This window comes from Mesorhizobium sp. DCY119, from assembly GCF_003590645.1.
GTDB lineage: Bacteria > Pseudomonadota > Alphaproteobacteria > Rhizobiales > Rhizobiaceae > Mesorhizobium_M.
In genome coordinates this window covers 2,121,547-2,136,202 of the sequence record NZ_CP031834.1, presented here as the reverse complement: position 1 = coordinate 2,136,202, position 14,656 = coordinate 2,121,547, and the positions used below count along the sequence as shown (strand labels likewise).

14 protein-coding genes and 1 pseudogene are annotated in these 14,656 nt (G+C 62.6%); 9 read left to right on the top strand and 6 right to left on the bottom strand.

The window, feature by feature from the left end:
- Window positions 1-100: 100 nt before the first annotated feature.
- Window positions 101-649 (top strand): AAA family ATPase, encoded by a 549-nt coding sequence (locus DZG07_RS10315; RefSeq protein ID WP_119816676.1) that lies wholly within the window; start codon window positions 101-103, stop codon window positions 647-649.
- 38 nt (window positions 650-687) lie between these two features.
- On the opposite strand, the gene DZG07_RS10310 is transcribed toward DZG07_RS10315, so the two are convergent.
- Together DZG07_RS10310 and DZG07_RS10305 are read right to left on the bottom strand one after the other, a co-directional pair.
- A complete protein-coding gene (locus DZG07_RS10310) occupies window positions 688-1,320 on the bottom strand; it encodes a LysE family translocator (protein WP_119816673.1) in 633 nt (210 codons plus the stop codon).
- Between the two features lie 166 nt (window positions 1,321-1,486).
- Window positions 1,487-2,692, bottom strand: a complete 1,206-nt coding sequence (locus DZG07_RS10305; RefSeq protein WP_091914773.1) for a multidrug effflux MFS transporter — start codon at window positions 2,690-2,692, stop codon at window positions 1,487-1,489.
- A gap of 159 nt (window positions 2,693-2,851) precedes the next feature.
- Between DZG07_RS10305 and DZG07_RS10300 the strand changes: the two genes are divergently transcribed.
- The 6 genes and pseudogenes from DZG07_RS10300 (at window position 2,852) to DZG07_RS10275 (ending at window position 6,159) form a co-directional block, all read left to right on the top strand.
- Window positions 2,852-3,529, top strand: a complete 678-nt coding sequence (locus DZG07_RS10300) for a TetR/AcrR family transcriptional regulator (RefSeq protein ID WP_091914771.1) — start codon at window positions 2,852-2,854, stop codon at window positions 3,527-3,529.
- 115 nt (window positions 3,530-3,644) lie between these two features.
- Window positions 3,645-4,202, top strand: a complete 558-nt coding sequence (locus DZG07_RS10295; protein ID WP_119816649.1) for an SspB family protein — start codon at window positions 3,645-3,647, stop codon at window positions 4,200-4,202.
- 15 nt (window positions 4,203-4,217) lie between these two features.
- A complete protein-coding gene (locus DZG07_RS10290) occupies window positions 4,218-4,415 on the top strand; it encodes a DUF4169 family protein (RefSeq protein ID WP_119816646.1) in 198 nt (65 codons plus the stop codon).
- A pseudogene (locus DZG07_RS10285) lies at window positions 4,412-4,621 on the top strand (ribbon-helix-helix domain-containing protein); the annotation flags it as partial. The gene DZG07_RS10290 and the pseudogene DZG07_RS10285, both read left to right, overlap by 4 nt.
- Window positions 4,622-4,648: 27 nt before the next feature.
- Entirely contained in the window at window positions 4,649-4,951 is a 303-nt protein-coding gene (locus DZG07_RS10280; RefSeq protein ID WP_091915072.1) for an antibiotic biosynthesis monooxygenase, read from the top strand.
- Between the two features lie 98 nt (window positions 4,952-5,049).
- Window positions 5,050-6,159 carry a helix-turn-helix transcriptional regulator gene (locus DZG07_RS10275; RefSeq protein WP_091914765.1) on the top strand — a complete coding sequence of 370 codons (1,110 nt, stop codon included), beginning with the start codon at window positions 5,050-5,052 and terminating at the stop codon, window positions 6,157-6,159.
- A gap of 169 nt (window positions 6,160-6,328) precedes the next feature.
- Here DZG07_RS10275 and DZG07_RS10270 read toward each other — a convergent pair whose 3' ends face one another.
- Complete coding sequence (locus tag DZG07_RS10270; RefSeq protein ID WP_119816643.1) at window positions 6,329-6,811, bottom strand: SRPBCC family protein; 483 nt, start codon at window positions 6,809-6,811, stop codon at window positions 6,329-6,331.
- A gap of 103 nt (window positions 6,812-6,914) precedes the next feature.
- A complete protein-coding gene (locus tag DZG07_RS10265) occupies window positions 6,915-10,820 on the bottom strand; it encodes an AsmA-like C-terminal region-containing protein (RefSeq protein ID WP_119816640.1) in 3,906 nt (1,301 codons plus the stop codon).
- 255 nt (window positions 10,821-11,075) lie between these two features.
- Between DZG07_RS10265 and DZG07_RS10260 the strand changes: the two genes are divergently transcribed.
- Together DZG07_RS10260 and DZG07_RS10255 are read left to right on the top strand one after the other, a co-directional pair.
- Entirely contained in the window at window positions 11,076-11,708 is a 633-nt protein-coding gene (locus tag DZG07_RS10260; protein ID WP_091914759.1) for a DUF1326 domain-containing protein, read from the top strand.
- Between the two features lie 66 nt (window positions 11,709-11,774).
- A complete protein-coding gene (locus DZG07_RS10255) occupies window positions 11,775-12,557 on the top strand; it encodes a DUF2182 domain-containing protein (RefSeq protein WP_119816638.1) in 783 nt (260 codons plus the stop codon).
- Window positions 12,558-12,587: 30 nt separating this feature from the next.
- Here the strand turns inward: DZG07_RS10255 and DZG07_RS10250 are convergent, their stop codons facing one another.
- Together DZG07_RS10250 and DZG07_RS10245 are read right to left on the bottom strand one after the other, a co-directional pair.
- Window positions 12,588-13,109 (bottom strand): hypothetical protein, encoded by a 522-nt coding sequence (locus DZG07_RS10250; protein ID WP_119816636.1) that lies wholly within the window; start codon window positions 13,107-13,109, stop codon window positions 12,588-12,590.
- A gap of 85 nt (window positions 13,110-13,194) precedes the next feature.
- Entirely contained in the window at window positions 13,195-14,610 is a 1,416-nt protein-coding gene (locus tag DZG07_RS10245) for an FAD-linked oxidase C-terminal domain-containing protein (RefSeq protein ID WP_119816633.1), read from the bottom strand.
- Window positions 14,611-14,656: the final 46 nt, after the last annotated feature.

The following is a 14,656-nucleotide window of genomic DNA, read 5'->3' as shown; positions in this document are numbered from 1 at the left end:
AAATATCCCCTCGCCTGCCCGCTGGTCGTCGCATGCGCTCCCGCGCTTTGCATCGCCACGCTGCGCGGGCAATTCTCCTTTGCAAATGAGAGTTCTCAACATGCAGACAGATTGCGACCGCTTTTTCATCCTCACCGGCGGACCCGGCTCCGGCAAGACGACGCTCATCGAGGCGCTGCGCACCGCCGGCTATCCCTCTTCCGTCGAGGCCGGACGCGGAATCATCCAGGACCAGATGGCGATTTCCGGCTCCGCCCTGCCGTGGAACGATCCCGCCCTTTTCGCCGAACTGATGCTGTCCTGGGAAATGCGCTCGCATGCCATCGCCATGCAGGAAACCGGCCCGGTCTTCTTCGATCGCGGTGTGCCGGATGTCATCGGCTACCTCCGGCTCACCGAACTGCCGGTTCCGGCCCATATCGAGAAGGCTGCGGAAGTCTTTCGCTACAACCGCAAGGTCTTCATTCTCCCGCCCTGGGCAGAGATTTTCCATCAGGATGCGGAGCGCAAGCAGGACCTGAAAGAGGCGCGGCGAACCTATGAGGCGATGGTCGAGACTTATACCGACCATGGCTACGAACTGATCACCGTGCCGCCGGCGCCTGTTCAGGAGCGGCTAAGCTTCGTGCTCGCCGAAGCTGGATTTTGACCAGCAACGGCTCGCCAGGCAATCGCAGGCCCAAAGCCTCAGCTTCTTTGCAGGGCGAGATGCGCGCCAAGTCCGACGAGCAATGCACCACCGGCGCGCTGCATGAGGCGCTGCGCACGGCTCGAGCGCCTTAGCCGCGTGATCGCCGCGCCCGCCAAAAGCACGCACATGACGTCAGCCGACGAAAACATCAGATTGACGATCGTGCCGAGAAGAATGAACTGCACCCAGATGGGGAATGCGGCTGAAGCATCGATGAACTGCGGCAGGAACGCCAGGAAGAAGAGCGCTGTCTTGGGATTGAGAACCTCGACGGCAATGCTCTCCATAAAGGCGCGCCGGCCGGATTTCGGCTCAACGCCGGGCATTGCGGCCTCGCCTTGCGCCTTGGAGCGGAACAGCGATATGCCGAGCCAGACCAGATAGGCCGCGCCGGCGAATTTGACTGCCATATAGAGCATCGGGACGGCGTGAAAGAGAACGGACAGCCCCGCGGCGGCAGCGATGACGTGGATGTAGCCGCCAAGGTGGATGCCGAAAGCAGCCATCAGGCCCGCCCATCGCCCGCGTGCCAATGTCTGCGCCGCGGCATAGAGCATGGCCGGACCGGGTATGTAGGCGAAGATCGCGGTGGTCACAAAGAAAGCGATCAGCAGTTCGGTTGACGGCATTTTCCTGCTCCGGCAGCCAGTTCACGACGGTAGGCGCTGACTGTAGGCAACGCATTTGCCGCACATCGCGGCAAAAGTCGATGGCGCGGCGCTGGCTCTCGCCCCGTGATCCGAAAAAAAGGCCGGGAACAATCCCGGCCTTTTCCTTTGCTTATGCGTGGTCGAACTATTCCGCCGGCGCTTCCGCAGCTTGCCGGCCACGGCCGAGCGTCAACTGGGTCAGGCCGAGCGCTATCACAGCACAGATGGCGATGCCGAAAACCATCGGCAAAGGCGTGCCGTCGAAGAACAGGCCGGCCACGCCCATGGCGGCAGCACCGATGGCGAAGTGAAGCGTGCCCATCAGCGCCGAGGCCGTGCCGGCGATCGTGCCATGCTCTTCCATGGCCAGCACCGAGGTGCTCGGGATGACAAGCCCGACGAAGCCATAACCGACGAACAAGAGTGCTGCCATCACATCGAGCCGGTCGACGCCGGTCGACATGATCGCCAGCAGTATCACCATGGTCGTGGCATAGCCGGTCACCGCGACACGCACCACGCGCCGCAGCCCGAACCGCTCCGACAGCATTCCCGTCAGCTGCGACATGCCGATGAAGGCCACCGCGTTGATGGAGAAAAACAGGCTGTAGACCGACGGCGACAGGCCGTAGTGGTCGATCAGGATGAAGGACGAGCTCGACAGATAGACGAAAAAGCTCGATATCGCGAAACCGGCAATGGCGGTCAGCCCAAGGAAGTTGCGCTCACCCATCAGGAAGCGATAGGCGGATAGCGCCGTACCGAAGGAACTGCCGGCGCGGTCTTCTGCCGGCCGCGTCTCCGTGAGCGACGTCGCCAGAAGCACCATCGCCAGCACCGCGGCCCCTGTCACAGTCCAGAACACGGCGCGCCAGCCAAGGCTTTCGATGACGAGGCTGCCGGTCAGCGGTGCCAGGATCGGCGACACCGAAAACACCAGCATCAACAGCGACATCAGCTTGGCGGCTTCGGTGCCGGTGTAGAGATCGCGCACGATGGCGCGCGGCACTGCCATGCCAGCGCTGGCACCGAGGCCCTGCACAAAGCGGAAGGCGATCAGCCATTCTATGCTGGGAGCCAGCGCCGAGCCGACGCCGCCGATTATGAACAGCACGAGGCCGCCATAGAGCGGCAGCTTGCGGCCGACCATGTCGGATATCGGGCCGACGATGAGCTGGCCGAAGCCCATGGAGAGAAAGAAGATCAGCAGGCTCATCTGCACCGCACTCGTGCCGGCGTTCAGATCCGCGCCGATGGAAGGCAGCGCGGGAAGATACATGTCGATCGCGAAGGGGCCGATCGCTGACAAAAGTCCGAGCACGACCGCGAGGCGGAGGAATTTGGGTGTCATCTGCTTGCTGCTTTCGGAGTGTAGGCATCGGACGATCCGACGCCGTCTCATCCCGCCAGTTACGCCGCCACTCCTCCCACGGAACGGCGTTAGCGGTATCTGTCCATAAATTTAGACACGCTTGTCTAATTCGTCAACCGCACCTATATTCTTTTTTCAATGAAAGAGAACCCGTTTCCCCATTTCCCCGCTGCGCGCGGCCACTCCGCCAAGCGGACATCCATATTGGAAGCTGCTGCGCGTGTTTTTTGCCGGGAGGGCTTTGCGGGCGCCAATATCGACCTGATTGCCGCCGAAGCCGGCGTGTCTCGCCAGACGGTCTATAATCACCATGGCGACAAGGAGAATCTGCTGCTTGCTGTGGTGAAGGACATCACCGACCGGTCCAATGCAGGACTTTTCGCGACACTCGCGACCTTCCCCGACCAGCCCAAGGATCTGGAAGCCGAGCTGATCGCCTTTGCCGTGCGGCTGAATCAGAACTGCATCTGCAGCAAGGACGGAAAATTCCTGCGCAAGCTGATCGAGAGCGAGGGCGAGCGCAATCCCGAACTGTTCGCCGGCTGGCGCGACGAAGGCCCGTTGAAGACCTGGTCGGCTCTTGCCGCCCGCTTCGCGCGGCTCGCTTATTCCGGCCATCTCGAGATTGACGATCCCGATGTCGCCGCCCGCCAGTTTCTCGCCCTTATCAGCGCCGATCTGCAGCTGCAGGCCATGTTCGGCGAGATCGCAACCGACGAGCAGATTCGCAGCGCCGCCACCAATGCGGTGCGGACTTTCCTGCGTGCTTATCGTCCACGGGTAGAAACGCCCGCGCCGATACACGTTTCAGCATAGATTGCACAGCTGCAACATCGGCTGGCCCAGATAGATCATCGCGCTATATGCGGTTTACGACAGCCGCAAGCTTGATTACAGCTATGCAGTCGATTCACCGGAACTGCATTTGCACATGGCCGAAGACCACATCCGCTATGATATTCTCGCCCAGGAGGCATTGCGCGGCGTCATGCGCAAGGTCCTGGCGGAAGTCGCGCGCACCGGTCTGCCGGGCAGCCACCACTTTTTCATCACTTTCCTGACCGGCGCGCCGGGCGTTCGCATCTCGAGCCGCCTGCGCGAACGCTATCCGGAACAGATGACGATCGTGGTGCAGTTCCAGTATTGGGACCTCAAGGTCACCGATACCGGCTTCGAAATCGGCCTGTCCTTCTCCGACGTGCCGGAAAAGCTCGAGATTCCCTTCTCCGCCGTGCGCGGCTTCTACGATCCGTCCGTCAATTTCGAGCTTGAGTTCGACGTCAAGACCGACGGCCTGGCCGAAATCGCCGAGGAAGAGCCTGCTCCGGTCGAGAAAAAGGCGCCTGCCCGGCTTCAGCCTGCCGCTTCGACCAAAGGCGAGGGAAAGAAGAAGGACAAGGAAAAGGAAGTCGCCGAGCCCGCCGACGCCGATTCCGCGCCTGGCAAGGGCGCCGAGGTCGTTTCGCTCGACGCCTTCCGCAAGAAATAACGCCGCAGGTTCAAAATGGCGGAACTCGTGAATCTTCGCCAGGTCCGCAAGCAGAAGGCGCGTACCGAGAAAGAACGCGCGGCTGAGCAGAACCGCGCGCTGCATGGCCGCACCAAGGCCGAGAAGACAGCGGCCAACAAGTCTACCGAAAAGGCAGTGCGCTTCATCGACGGTCACAAGCGCGAGCGGCCGGACGGGAACGGCGGAACGTGAGCCTTGTCGAGAAGCGCTCGGTAACCATTCGCGGTCACCGCACCAGCTATTCGCTCGAAAAACCTTTCTACGACGACCTGCTGGCGATCGCCACGGAGCGTGGCATCGCACTCGCCGCCCTTGTCGCCGAAGTGGACGAAACCCGCCCCCGCGAAGCTAACCTGTCATCGGCGCTCAGGCTTCATGTGCTGGAATGGGCCAAGCAGCGGACGAAAAACCGAGGAGGACGAGCCATGTACGGATTGATCGGCCGCATGATCGCGCAGCCCGGAAAACGCGACGAGCTGATTTCCATCATGACGGAAAGCAGCGATGCGATGCCCGGCTGCCTGAGCTATGTCATCGCAACCGACCCGGCCGACGATAACGCAATCTGGATCACCGAAGTGTGGGACAACGAAACCAGCCACAAGGCATCGCTGTCCTTGGCCGCCGTCCAGGCCGCGATCGCCAGGGCACGCCCGCTGATTGCAGGATTCGACAACCGGACCGAGACGAGGCCGGTTTCGGGCTATGGCCTCCCCGGCAAGCCCTGATTGAACGCATAGACACGCTCGCAGCTATTTCTATCCCTGATTGACAGACATCATCCCGGCAGGCACCATTCGCAAGGGCAATCTGAGCGGGGCTAAGCGTGTTTTCCGAGCAGCAAGAGCGTGCGATAGACGCGTGTTATGCCGCCGTCGCCACGCCTGAGCTTTGGCCTGAGGCGCTGGACGAGCTGGCCTCGTCGCTGGGCGCGACCGCCGCCATGTTCTACCCGAAGGACTTCAATCAGGATTTGATCAGGATTCCCTCGTCGACCCGGAACAACCGGCTGCTTGAGGAATATGTGGGCGGTCAGTGGTACGAAAATGACTACCGGGCCATGAGAGGCTGGCCGCTGCTGTCGAAACAAAAGGTAATCATCGAGCACGATCTTGCGACTGACGACGAGCGCAGGAAACTTCCAGACTATAACGACCTGTATCTCAAATGGGGGCTTCCGGGATACGCGGCCGTGGGCTTCATGGTTGACGGCGCTCCATGGTGCCTGCCGATCCTGAGGGCCGAAAAGGAAGGCTTTTTCACGAAGGAAGAAGCGGGATTTCTCTCCACCTTGAGTCCCCACTTGAGACGGATGGTGAAGCTATCGTCCCAGTTCGGCCTTTCGCGCAGTCGCTCCAGCCTGGAAGCCTTCGACCGAACCGGGCAGGCCGCCGTTCTCATCGGCCCCAACAGGCAGGTCGGCCAGATGAACGCCAAGGCGGAAGCGCTGCTGGAACGAAACACCGAGGCTCTCTTCGTGCGAAAAGGCTATCTGTGTGCCTATCATCCGCGCAGCAACAATGCCCTGCAGGTTCTGATCGCATCGGCGACCAGCCGCAGGCTTTCAAACGCCGAAAGCCCGGAAGCGTTGCCGGTCTATATCACAAGGCCGGATCGGCACCCGATCGTCGTTGAAGCAGCTTCCCTGCCCAGTCTCGTAAGAACGATGTCATCGACGGCGCAGGCCGTTCTTCTTCTCACCGACCCGGAAGACCGGGGCAAACCGAAGCTCGATCATCTGGCCGCCGGCTTCGGCCTGACGCCGGCAGAGGTCAAGCTATGCAAGGAGCTTGAAAGCGGTGCCTCCCTCTTCGAGGCAGCCGATGCGCTGGGCATCGTGCGCGAAACCGCCCGTCATCGGCTGAAGTCGATCTTCGCCAAGACCGACACGCACCGCCAAAGCGAGCTGATGCTTCTGCTGTCGAGATTGTCGTAGAGTTTTTGAGCATATGAGGCACCCCCACCCCTAACCCCTCCCCACAAGGGGGAGGGGAATCTTGCTGCAACCCGGCACCGCTATCTTTGCCGTTCCTGGCGGCCAAAGCGACGAAACCGTCCCCCTCCCCCTTGTGGGAGGGGTTAGGGGTGGGGGTGCCCTCTGCAGGTCAAATCTTCTTCAGCAGCGCCTCGAGCTGGTCGGTGCACTGGCCCCAGCCCTCATGAAAACCCATCTTCTCGTGGGCATCGCGGTCTTCTTTCGTCCAGTGACGGGCGCGGGCGGTGTAGCGGGTCTTGCCGCCCTCGTCCTCGAAGGTCAGGACGCCGGTGAAGAAGGGCTTTTCCGAAGGCTGCCATGCCTCGGTGAAAGCGTCGGTGAACACCAGCTTCTCGTTCTCGACGACTTCGAGATAGACGCCCTTGTTCGGATAATCATTGCCGTCCGGGTCGCGCATGACGAACATGCTGGAGCCGCCGGGCCGCACATCGACCTCGACGACAGGCGTCGTCCAGGGCAGCGGCGCAAACCATTGCTTGAGCAGTTCGGCGTCGGTCCAGGCCTTGAACACCTTCTCGCGCGGCGCATCGATCAGGCGCGTCAGCACCAGTTCGCGGTCGTTGGCCGGGGTGGCGTCGGTTTTGGCGGTCATTGGTTCTCTCCGTTGATGTCAGGTTCGATCCAAGGACGAACGGACTTTTACGATGCCGACATCGCCACCAGATTTTTTGACCATGTCATCGCGAAAGCGAAGCCTACTCAGGCTTATTGTCCAATGTGTTCAGGAAATCGCGGATCGACTGCTCGAAATTCTGCGTCGAACCCGTCGAGCCTTCAGATGGAGCCCGCGGCAATGGCGCGCGCTGGATCTCCGGCGCCGGCTGCTGTTGCACTTTCTTCTCGGCCTCTTGCCGCGCTCTTTCCGCCTCGGCAGCCTGTTCGGCCTCCCGGGCTGATTGCCTTGCCGCTTCCTGCAATCTGAGTGCGGCTTCGTCAGCCGCCTGCTTGGCTTGCTCGTTGGCCTTGGCTTGCGCGGCGGCCTCTTCCAGCGCCTTTGCCGCGGCAGCCGCTTCCTCGCGCGCCTTGGCTTCCGCCGCCAGCCGCGCTTCTTCCTCGGCCTTGGCCCGCGCCTCTTCTTCCTGCTTGCGCCGAAGCTCCTCGGTGGCGCGCTCGCGCTCCTGCTGCAGGGCGGCGTAGTAGCGAACCTCGCGGCGCAGGCGCTGCTTTTCCAGCACCGCCGCCTGCATCGCCTCAACCCGCGCCTGCTCGCGTTCCAGCGCGCGCTGCGTCAGGAACTGCGCCAGCGGATCGCTGTCGAGCGTCCGCTCAGGCGCGGCAGGCGAGCCCGAAAGATTGAAGCGCAGGCTAGGCTCGGAGCCGACAAGCGCCTCGTCGCCCGGCGCGTAGGCGATCGTGCCGTCGGCAGCGACCGTATCGGCGTTGAGGTCGGCGCGCAGGTCGCTTGTCACCGTCACGACCGGCGTCGCGAAACTCACCGGCGGGGCGCGCAGCACGCCGCCGGCAACGGTGAAGGCGATATCGGCGTTGCCGGCCGATAGCGCGCCGGCATTGACGATCTCAGGTGCGAATTGGCCCGTCCTCGCGGCGTCGATGTCGCGCCCGACCGCATCGGCCTTGGCCAGAAGCGGGCCGAGTGCATTCGGGTTGATCGCCGGAATGACCACGCCGTTCAGGGTCGCGGTACCGGAACCGGACAGTGCAGCAACAAGGCCACCCACCGACTTGCCGCTGGCCGTAAGCGCGGTCGAAAAATCGGTTCTGCCGGTCAGGCCTGTCCCGGGAAGAGCGGTGGCAAGCTCCGCCCCCTCAAGCTTCGCCTGCCCGGAGACCAACCCGCTTCCGCCGTCGTTCTTCAGCTCCAGCAGGCCGGAAAAGGCCCCGCCGAACAGCTTTGCCTTGATGTCGGAGAGGCGAAGCCCCTCCCCGTCGAGTTTCAGCGCCATCGTCGCATCATAGGCGCTCGTCGCCGAGCCGATCGAAACCGTCGCCGCCGAAATATCGAGATCGGCTGCAAAGGGCGCAGCCACCTTCTGCTGGAACGGCACCGACGACCAGCCGCTTTCCGCCGGGGCGACGGCCTGTTCGCCGAGAACCATGGCAACCGCCGGATCGAGGCTCATCTCGTCCAGCGCCAGTGCGCCGGTCAGGTAAGGTAGGCCATCCTTGATCTCGACATTGATGCCGCCCGAAACCGCGCCTTCGTTGACCGTGCCGTCAAGATTGTCGAGAACCAGCAGGCCGTTTTCATAATCACCGTCGGCAGCAAGGGCCAGCGGTGTGCCCATGCCCAAACCGGGCAGATGCACGGCTGTGGTCATGAGCCAGGGCTCGATGTCGGCGGCCTCAACGCTGATCTTGCCCTTCGCGGTCGGCCCCTGCTCGCCAAGACCCGCCGTGCCATCGAATTTTGCCGAAAACCCCTCGCCGGTCAAAGCGAAAGCCGTCTCCAATCCGCTCGCGACCGCGCCCTTGGCCGACAGTGCCAGTTCGCCGCCTCCGGTGACGCCGAGCGGCAGTGCCGGCAGGCCGATCAGCGCAAGCAGCGTCGTGGCGTCGTCATTGCGCGCCGAAAACGTCAACTCCAGCGGGGCTTCGCTCAACGCGTCGGGCTTGCCCTTGCCCGAAAGGCTGGCCGAAACCGCCGATCCGCCGGCATTACCCTTCGCACTCAATGAGAGCTCAGTCGTGCCGCCATCATTGGCGGCGGCATTGGCCAGGAAGTCGATCTGCGCGTCCTGCAGCAGGTTCGGATAGCCGATGGCCCGCTCGTTCAGCCCTTTGAGGATGGCGCTGTTCGGATAGCGTTCGGCCGCAAGCTTCACCAAGGGCGCGAGATCGACGGCAACGACCGATGCATCGAGCTTGCCGGTCGGGCTCTGCGGAAAGTCCTTGATCGTGCCGGTCGCACTCAGCGAAGCACCCTCCAGCCCCCCTATCGACAGCCTGTCGATCTCCAGCAGCCCATTGCGCAGGCGAAGTGCCGTATCGATCGTATCGGCGGTCAAACCGCCCGCCGAAACCGGCCCGGCCTTGATCTGGAAGTCGAGATCGCGGTCGGCGAAGCGATTGGCGCCCTTGTCGCTGACGAACAGGGAGGCAAAGGCCGCCAGCCCGTCGACATCCAGCGCTTCGCCGTTGAGCTTCAGTAGCATCGACGGGCGGACATCCGCCGGTTGCTGGCTGTCGATTTCGCCTGAAAACTTCGCATTGCCCAGTATGAGTTCGAGGTTCTTGAAGGTCTGGCGCTGCTCGGTCATGTCGATGCTGGCCTTGAAGCCAGCCGCCGGCAAACGCCTGATCGCCTCATCGACATCAGACGACACCCAGGCCGCAAAGCCCGACGGTTGCGCCACGGCCAGCAGCAGTGACCCCGTAAACCCGAAATCATTGTCCGTGCGCAGGAACCCGTCCGCTTCCAATGTGGTGCGGCCGGGAAGCGTCGCGGCAAGCGATTTTACCGTCCAGCCGCCATCGGCCGGTTCGGCCGAAAGCCGCACATCGCGCACCGTCGTGTCTCCCGCCACCACCGCCGGCAGGTCGACCTCGACGCTGCCGGGAATGGTCGGCTTGGGCAGGCTGGCAAGCGCCGTTTCCAGCGCCGCGATGCGGTTGGCCAGCGTCAGCCCTGTGCTCGTCTCGCTGCCGGCAATCGCCTCGTCGAAACGCACCTGCGCGCCCTTGGCCTCGATGGAAAAGCGCGGCGCTTCGCCAAGCTCGACGAAGGCAGTGCCGTCTGCCGTGTAGGGATTGTCCAGCGGGCCGGTCTCGAAGCGGAAATTATCGATGGAAAGTTTTTTGTGGTCGAGCGAGAATTCGCCATTCACGCGGTTGCCCGGTTCAGGCTTCAACGCCTCGGCCTTGACCGTCTCACCATCGCTCCCGCGCAGTTTTTCGGCAGGTCGGTCATTGCCGATGATCTTGAACTGTCCGGCATAGAGTGCAGCGCCATTTTCGATGCGTGCATTACCGTCCGCCTCGATCACCAGCGGATAGGCTTCCGGGTCGACCTTTACCCTCAGCCGCATCTGGCCGTTATCGTCTGCTGTGCCGGTCGATACGGCCAGGGTCGACTTCATGCCGTCGATACGCAAGATGCCATTCGCCCGCCATGGCCCGGCCAGCGATTTGGCGGAAATTTCGGAGTTGATCTCCGACAGGACGTGGTCGCGACCGCCCGCCTCGTGACGGATGGTGATCTGCCCCTCGGTAACCGTCAGCTTCTCGAGCGCGATGCGCCGCGGATCGAAGGGCGAGGATGGCCGCATGGCCCAGTCCACCGTGCCGTCCTGCGCGACATCGATCGTCGCCTTGGGGCGCACGATGCGCATGTCGAAGATAAGCAGCTCGCCGCGCATGAAAGGCGCGAGTTCGGCGTCCATGGAGAAATTCTCGACCGTCATCGCCGGCTGGCCGCCATTGCCGCCGCCGACAGCGACATCGGAGAACGTCACGGACGGGAACGGCAGCAGCCGCGCCGTGGCCGACCCCTGCACCGTGACCTTGCGGCCGAGGATGGCGCTTGCCTCGCGCTCGAAATCGGCGCGGTAGCCCGTCCAGTCGATAAAATACGGAACCACCAGCGCCGCGGTCAGCGCCAGTACGATCATTCCACCGATGATTACAAAAAGCCGCGCCAGCATCTCACTTCAGCAAACCGCCCCAATCGAGACTCACTGTACCCGCATCGGCGTGTTGATAAAATGGCAATTGGAATTAACTGCCTGATTGCGCTGCGATTGATGCCGATCCTGGCGGGCTTGCGTGCACAGCCACCTCCATACGAACTAGGCCAACTCCTCTCATATGTAATTTTGACGAGCGGTGGGGCGTGATACAATGAGCGATCCTGCCTGCTGCAGACTTTGCAGCACTCCGGACAATCCATGGAGGAAACTATGGCATTGGCTGATTGGAGACTGGAAGGCGAGTGGATCAAGAACTGCAGTTGCGCCTTTGGCTGCCCCTGCGACTTCAACGCGAAGCCCACGCAAGGCTACTGCGAAGGCCTCGTGGCAATGCACATCACCAAGGGCCACTACAAGGACGTGAAGCTCGACGGCCTGAATTTCTGCGTGACCGTTCATTTCCCCGGCGCGCTTCACGAGGGCAACGGCCAAGCCCAACCTATTCTCGACGAGCGGGCAAGCCCTGAGCAGCGCGACGCATTGGGAGCCATCCTGTCGGGCCAGGATTCGGCGGAGGGAACGCTGTTTCACATTGTCAGCCTGATCGTCACCACTTTCCACGACCCGATCCTGGCTTCGTTCGAATTCAGCTTCGACCGCGACGCCCGCACCGCGCGGATGGTCATCCCCGGCGTGCTCGAGACGGACGTGGAGCCGATCAAGAACCCGGTGACAGGTGAGCCGCACCGCGTTCAGGTCGTCATGCCCGAGGGCTTCGAACACCGGATGGCAGAGATCGCCTCGTCCAACATTCGCAGCCTGGCCGCGATAAAATTCGAGACGAAGGGCATGCACAGCTCGCTTGCGCATGTGGTGCATACGCCGATGGGCGTCGCCGCCTGACGCCGACACGACGAACCGCGCCGAAACGTGCGGTTGGAACCTGACTGACCAAACCGGTGATGAGCCATGACGTTGTTGGTGAATCTCCACCGGCATGACCGGGAAGCCGTCATAGCCATTGTCCTCGGGGTCGTCCTGATCTCCTGGGGCTATCTCCTGTTCGGCGTGGAAATGCCCATGCCCGCGATGGAAGGCATGGCGATGCCGATGGCGGCTCCCGACTGGACGGTCGGCTATGCCGCGCTCACCATCGCCATGTGGTCAGCCATGATGGCAGCGATGATGCTGCCCAGCGCGGTTCCCATGCTTCTCTTCTACGACTCGATCGCCAGGAAGCGCAGCTCCGGCAATACAGCCGTCGGTTCGACGAGCCTTTTCGGGCTCGGCTACCTGACAGTCTGGCTTGGCTTCAGCGTTGCGGCGGTGGCGCTTCAATATGCCTTGGACAAGGCCAGCGTGCTGTCACCGATGATGGAAACGACCAGCATCGCGCTCGCCGGCGCACTTCTGGTCGCCGCCGGCATCTATCAATGGACACCGCTCAAGCAGGCCTGCCTGCGCAATTGCCGCTCGCCATTGTCCTTCGTGCTGGCCTATTGGCGTGACGGCAGGAGCGGCGCTTTCGCGATGGGTGTTCGCCACGGCGTCTTCTGCGTCGGCTGCTGCTGGATGCTGATGCTGCTTCTCTTCGTCGGCGGCGTAATGAATTTCGCCTGGATCGCCGCAATCGCCGTCTTCGTGCTGGTCGAGAAACTGGCGCCTGCCGGTCACTGGATCGGCAAACTCGCCGGCATCGCCCTCATGGCATGGGGCGGCTTTGTGCTGGCGTCACTTGTCACCGCCTCATAGCAGCACCTTAATCGCGGGTTACGGTAAAAATCAGCGTGCGTCGCGTTTGGCCTGCGCCACCTTTGCCGCCTGCCGCTGCCGACCAAGCTCCATCGGCCGAACCAGATTCTGCGCACGCTCGTTTGCCACCGCGCGCATGCCCTTGTGGGCATGGCGGGTGTTGAAGTCCTTACCTTTATCCTTGGCCGCCTGCTTCATCTCCAAAGCTCTGCGGGCATTAGTGACCTGAGACAAATCAGTCGCCAGACGCCGGCGGCGCTCGACCTCGCCGTTGAGCCGGCGCATCGTCATTGCCAGCACGGCGAGTTTCAGTTGCGAACCAGCATCGGCCTTTGAAGGCGCCGCCCCTTTGGGCTCACCCTTGCCACGAATTTCACGGCGGCGGCGGTGAGCTTCGGTCTGCGCCTTGTCGCGCCGTTCGCGCAAGAGTTTGACCAGGCCGGCAAGTTCGGTGTCGGACAATTCCTGCACGGCAGGATGGTGCGACTTTTCCACCAGCTCATGCTCGTCAGCGCTGAGTGCGCGGGCTTCTTCCTTGCGCGAAATCGCCATGATGAATTCTCCTCCGGCTGCAACAGCCGAGGAGTCTCCGACCAAAGGGTGGCAGGGTCAAGGCCGACGGAATTGCGCGGCAATTCTAATGCGCCGCAGGCAGCACCTTCCCCGGATTGAGGATGTTCTGCGGGTCGAGCGCGGTCTTGATCGTGCGCATGAAATCCACCGCATCGCCGAGTTCGCGCTCCAGAAAGCCCATCTTGCCCTGGCCGATGCCATGCTCGCCGGTGCAGGTGCCATCCATGCCGATAGCGCGCATGTTGAGCCGGCCGACGAACTTTTCCGCCCGCTCGATTTCGGCCGGATCGTTCACGTCCATCAGCACCAGAACATGGAAATTGCCGTCGCCGACATGGCCGACAATGGGTGCGATCAGCCCGGATTCAGCGATGTCGGCCTCGGTTTCGGCGATGCATTCGGCAAGCCGCGAGATCGGCACGCAGACGTCAGTCGAAAGCGCCTTGGAACCCGGCCGCAGGGTAAGCGAGGCCCAGTAAGCGTCGTGCCGCGCCTTCCACAGCTTGGCGCGCTCTTCAGCGACCGCAGTCCACAGGAATGGTCCGCCGCCATATTCGGTGGCGATCTCGCCAAACGTTTCGGCCTGCTCGGCCACCCCTGCATCACTGCCGTGGAATTCGACGAACAGGCACGGGGTCTCGGCATAGTCGAGATTGGAATAGTTCTTGAATGCCCGCATCTGCAGCGCATTGACCAGTTCGATGCGCGCCACCGGAATGCCCATCTGGATCGTCGCGATGGTTGCCTGGCAGGCCGCCTCCACCGTCGGAAACGGGCACACACCGCCCGAAATCGCCTGCGGAATGCCCTGCAGCTTGAGCGTCAGCGAAGTGATGATGCCGAGCGTGCCTTCCGAGCCGATCAGAAGCCGCGTCAAGTCGTAGCCGGCCGAGCTTTTCTTGGCGCGCTTGGCGGTGGTTATCGCGCGGCCGTCGGCCATCACAGCCGTCAGCGCCAGAACGTTTTCGCGCATCGTGCCATAGCGCACGGCATTGGTGCCGGAAGCGCGAGTCGCCGCCATGCCGCCGAGGCTGGCATTGGCGCCGGGATCTATCGGGAAGAACAGGCCGGTGTCGCGCAGATAGGCGTTCAGGTCCTCGCGCGTGATCCCCGGCTCGATGGTGACGTCCAGGTCCTCGGCATTAACCGCAAGCACCCGGTTCATCCGCGACGTATCCAGCGAAATGCCGCCGCCCGGCGCGTTGACGTGGCCTTCCAGCGACGTGCCCGTGCCGAAGGCGATGACCGGCACACGATGCTCGGCGCAGGCGCGCACGATTTCCTGCACTTCCGCAGTCGATTCGGGGAAGACGACGCCGTCCGGCGCCTGATTCGGGATGTAGGTGGTGGTGTGCCCATGCTGCTCGCGAAGCGATTGGCCGGTCTGAAACCGCTCGCCGAACCGCTGCTTGAGTATGCCTAGCACCGCCGCGATGCCGGTCTCGTTTCGTTCGACCTTTGCGACGTCGCTAAGAGCCATGAAATCCTCCGCAATTGGACCATGAGCGGCCCTCGTGTAGCATTTA

Coding starts and splice junctions, on each gene's coding strand:
- DZG07_RS10300 (WP_091914771.1), top strand. CDS start 2,852: ATGAAAGAGAACCCGTTTCCCCATTTCCCCGCTGCGCGCGGCCACTCC.
- DZG07_RS10305 (WP_091914773.1), bottom strand. CDS start 2,692: ATGACACCCAAATTCCTCCGCCTCGCGGTCGTGCTCGGACTTTTGTCA.
- DZG07_RS10260 (WP_091914759.1), top strand. CDS start 11,076: ATGGCATTGGCTGATTGGAGACTGGAAGGCGAGTGGATCAAGAACTGC.
- DZG07_RS10280 (WP_091915072.1), top strand. CDS start 4,649: ATGTACGGATTGATCGGCCGCATGATCGCGCAGCCCGGAAAACGCGAC.
- DZG07_RS10255 (WP_119816638.1), top strand. CDS start 11,775: ATGACGTTGTTGGTGAATCTCCACCGGCATGACCGGGAAGCCGTCATA.
- DZG07_RS10245 (WP_119816633.1), bottom strand. CDS start 14,610: ATGGCTCTTAGCGACGTCGCAAAGGTCGAACGAAACGAGACCGGCATC.
- DZG07_RS10290 (WP_119816646.1), top strand. CDS start 4,218: ATGGCGGAACTCGTGAATCTTCGCCAGGTCCGCAAGCAGAAGGCGCGT.
- DZG07_RS10315 (WP_119816676.1), top strand. CDS start 101: ATGCAGACAGATTGCGACCGCTTTTTCATCCTCACCGGCGGACCCGGC.
- DZG07_RS10250 (WP_119816636.1), bottom strand. CDS start 13,109: ATGGCGATTTCGCGCAAGGAAGAAGCCCGCGCACTCAGCGCTGACGAG.
- DZG07_RS10295 (WP_119816649.1), top strand. CDS start 3,645: ATGGCCGAAGACCACATCCGCTATGATATTCTCGCCCAGGAGGCATTG.
- DZG07_RS10265 (WP_119816640.1), bottom strand. CDS start 10,820: ATGCTGGCGCGGCTTTTTGTAATCATCGGTGGAATGATCGTACTGGCG.
- DZG07_RS10310 (WP_119816673.1), bottom strand. CDS start 1,320: ATGCCGTCAACCGAACTGCTGATCGCTTTCTTTGTGACCACCGCGATC.
- DZG07_RS10270 (WP_119816643.1), bottom strand. CDS start 6,811: ATGACCGCCAAAACCGACGCCACCCCGGCCAACGACCGCGAACTGGTG.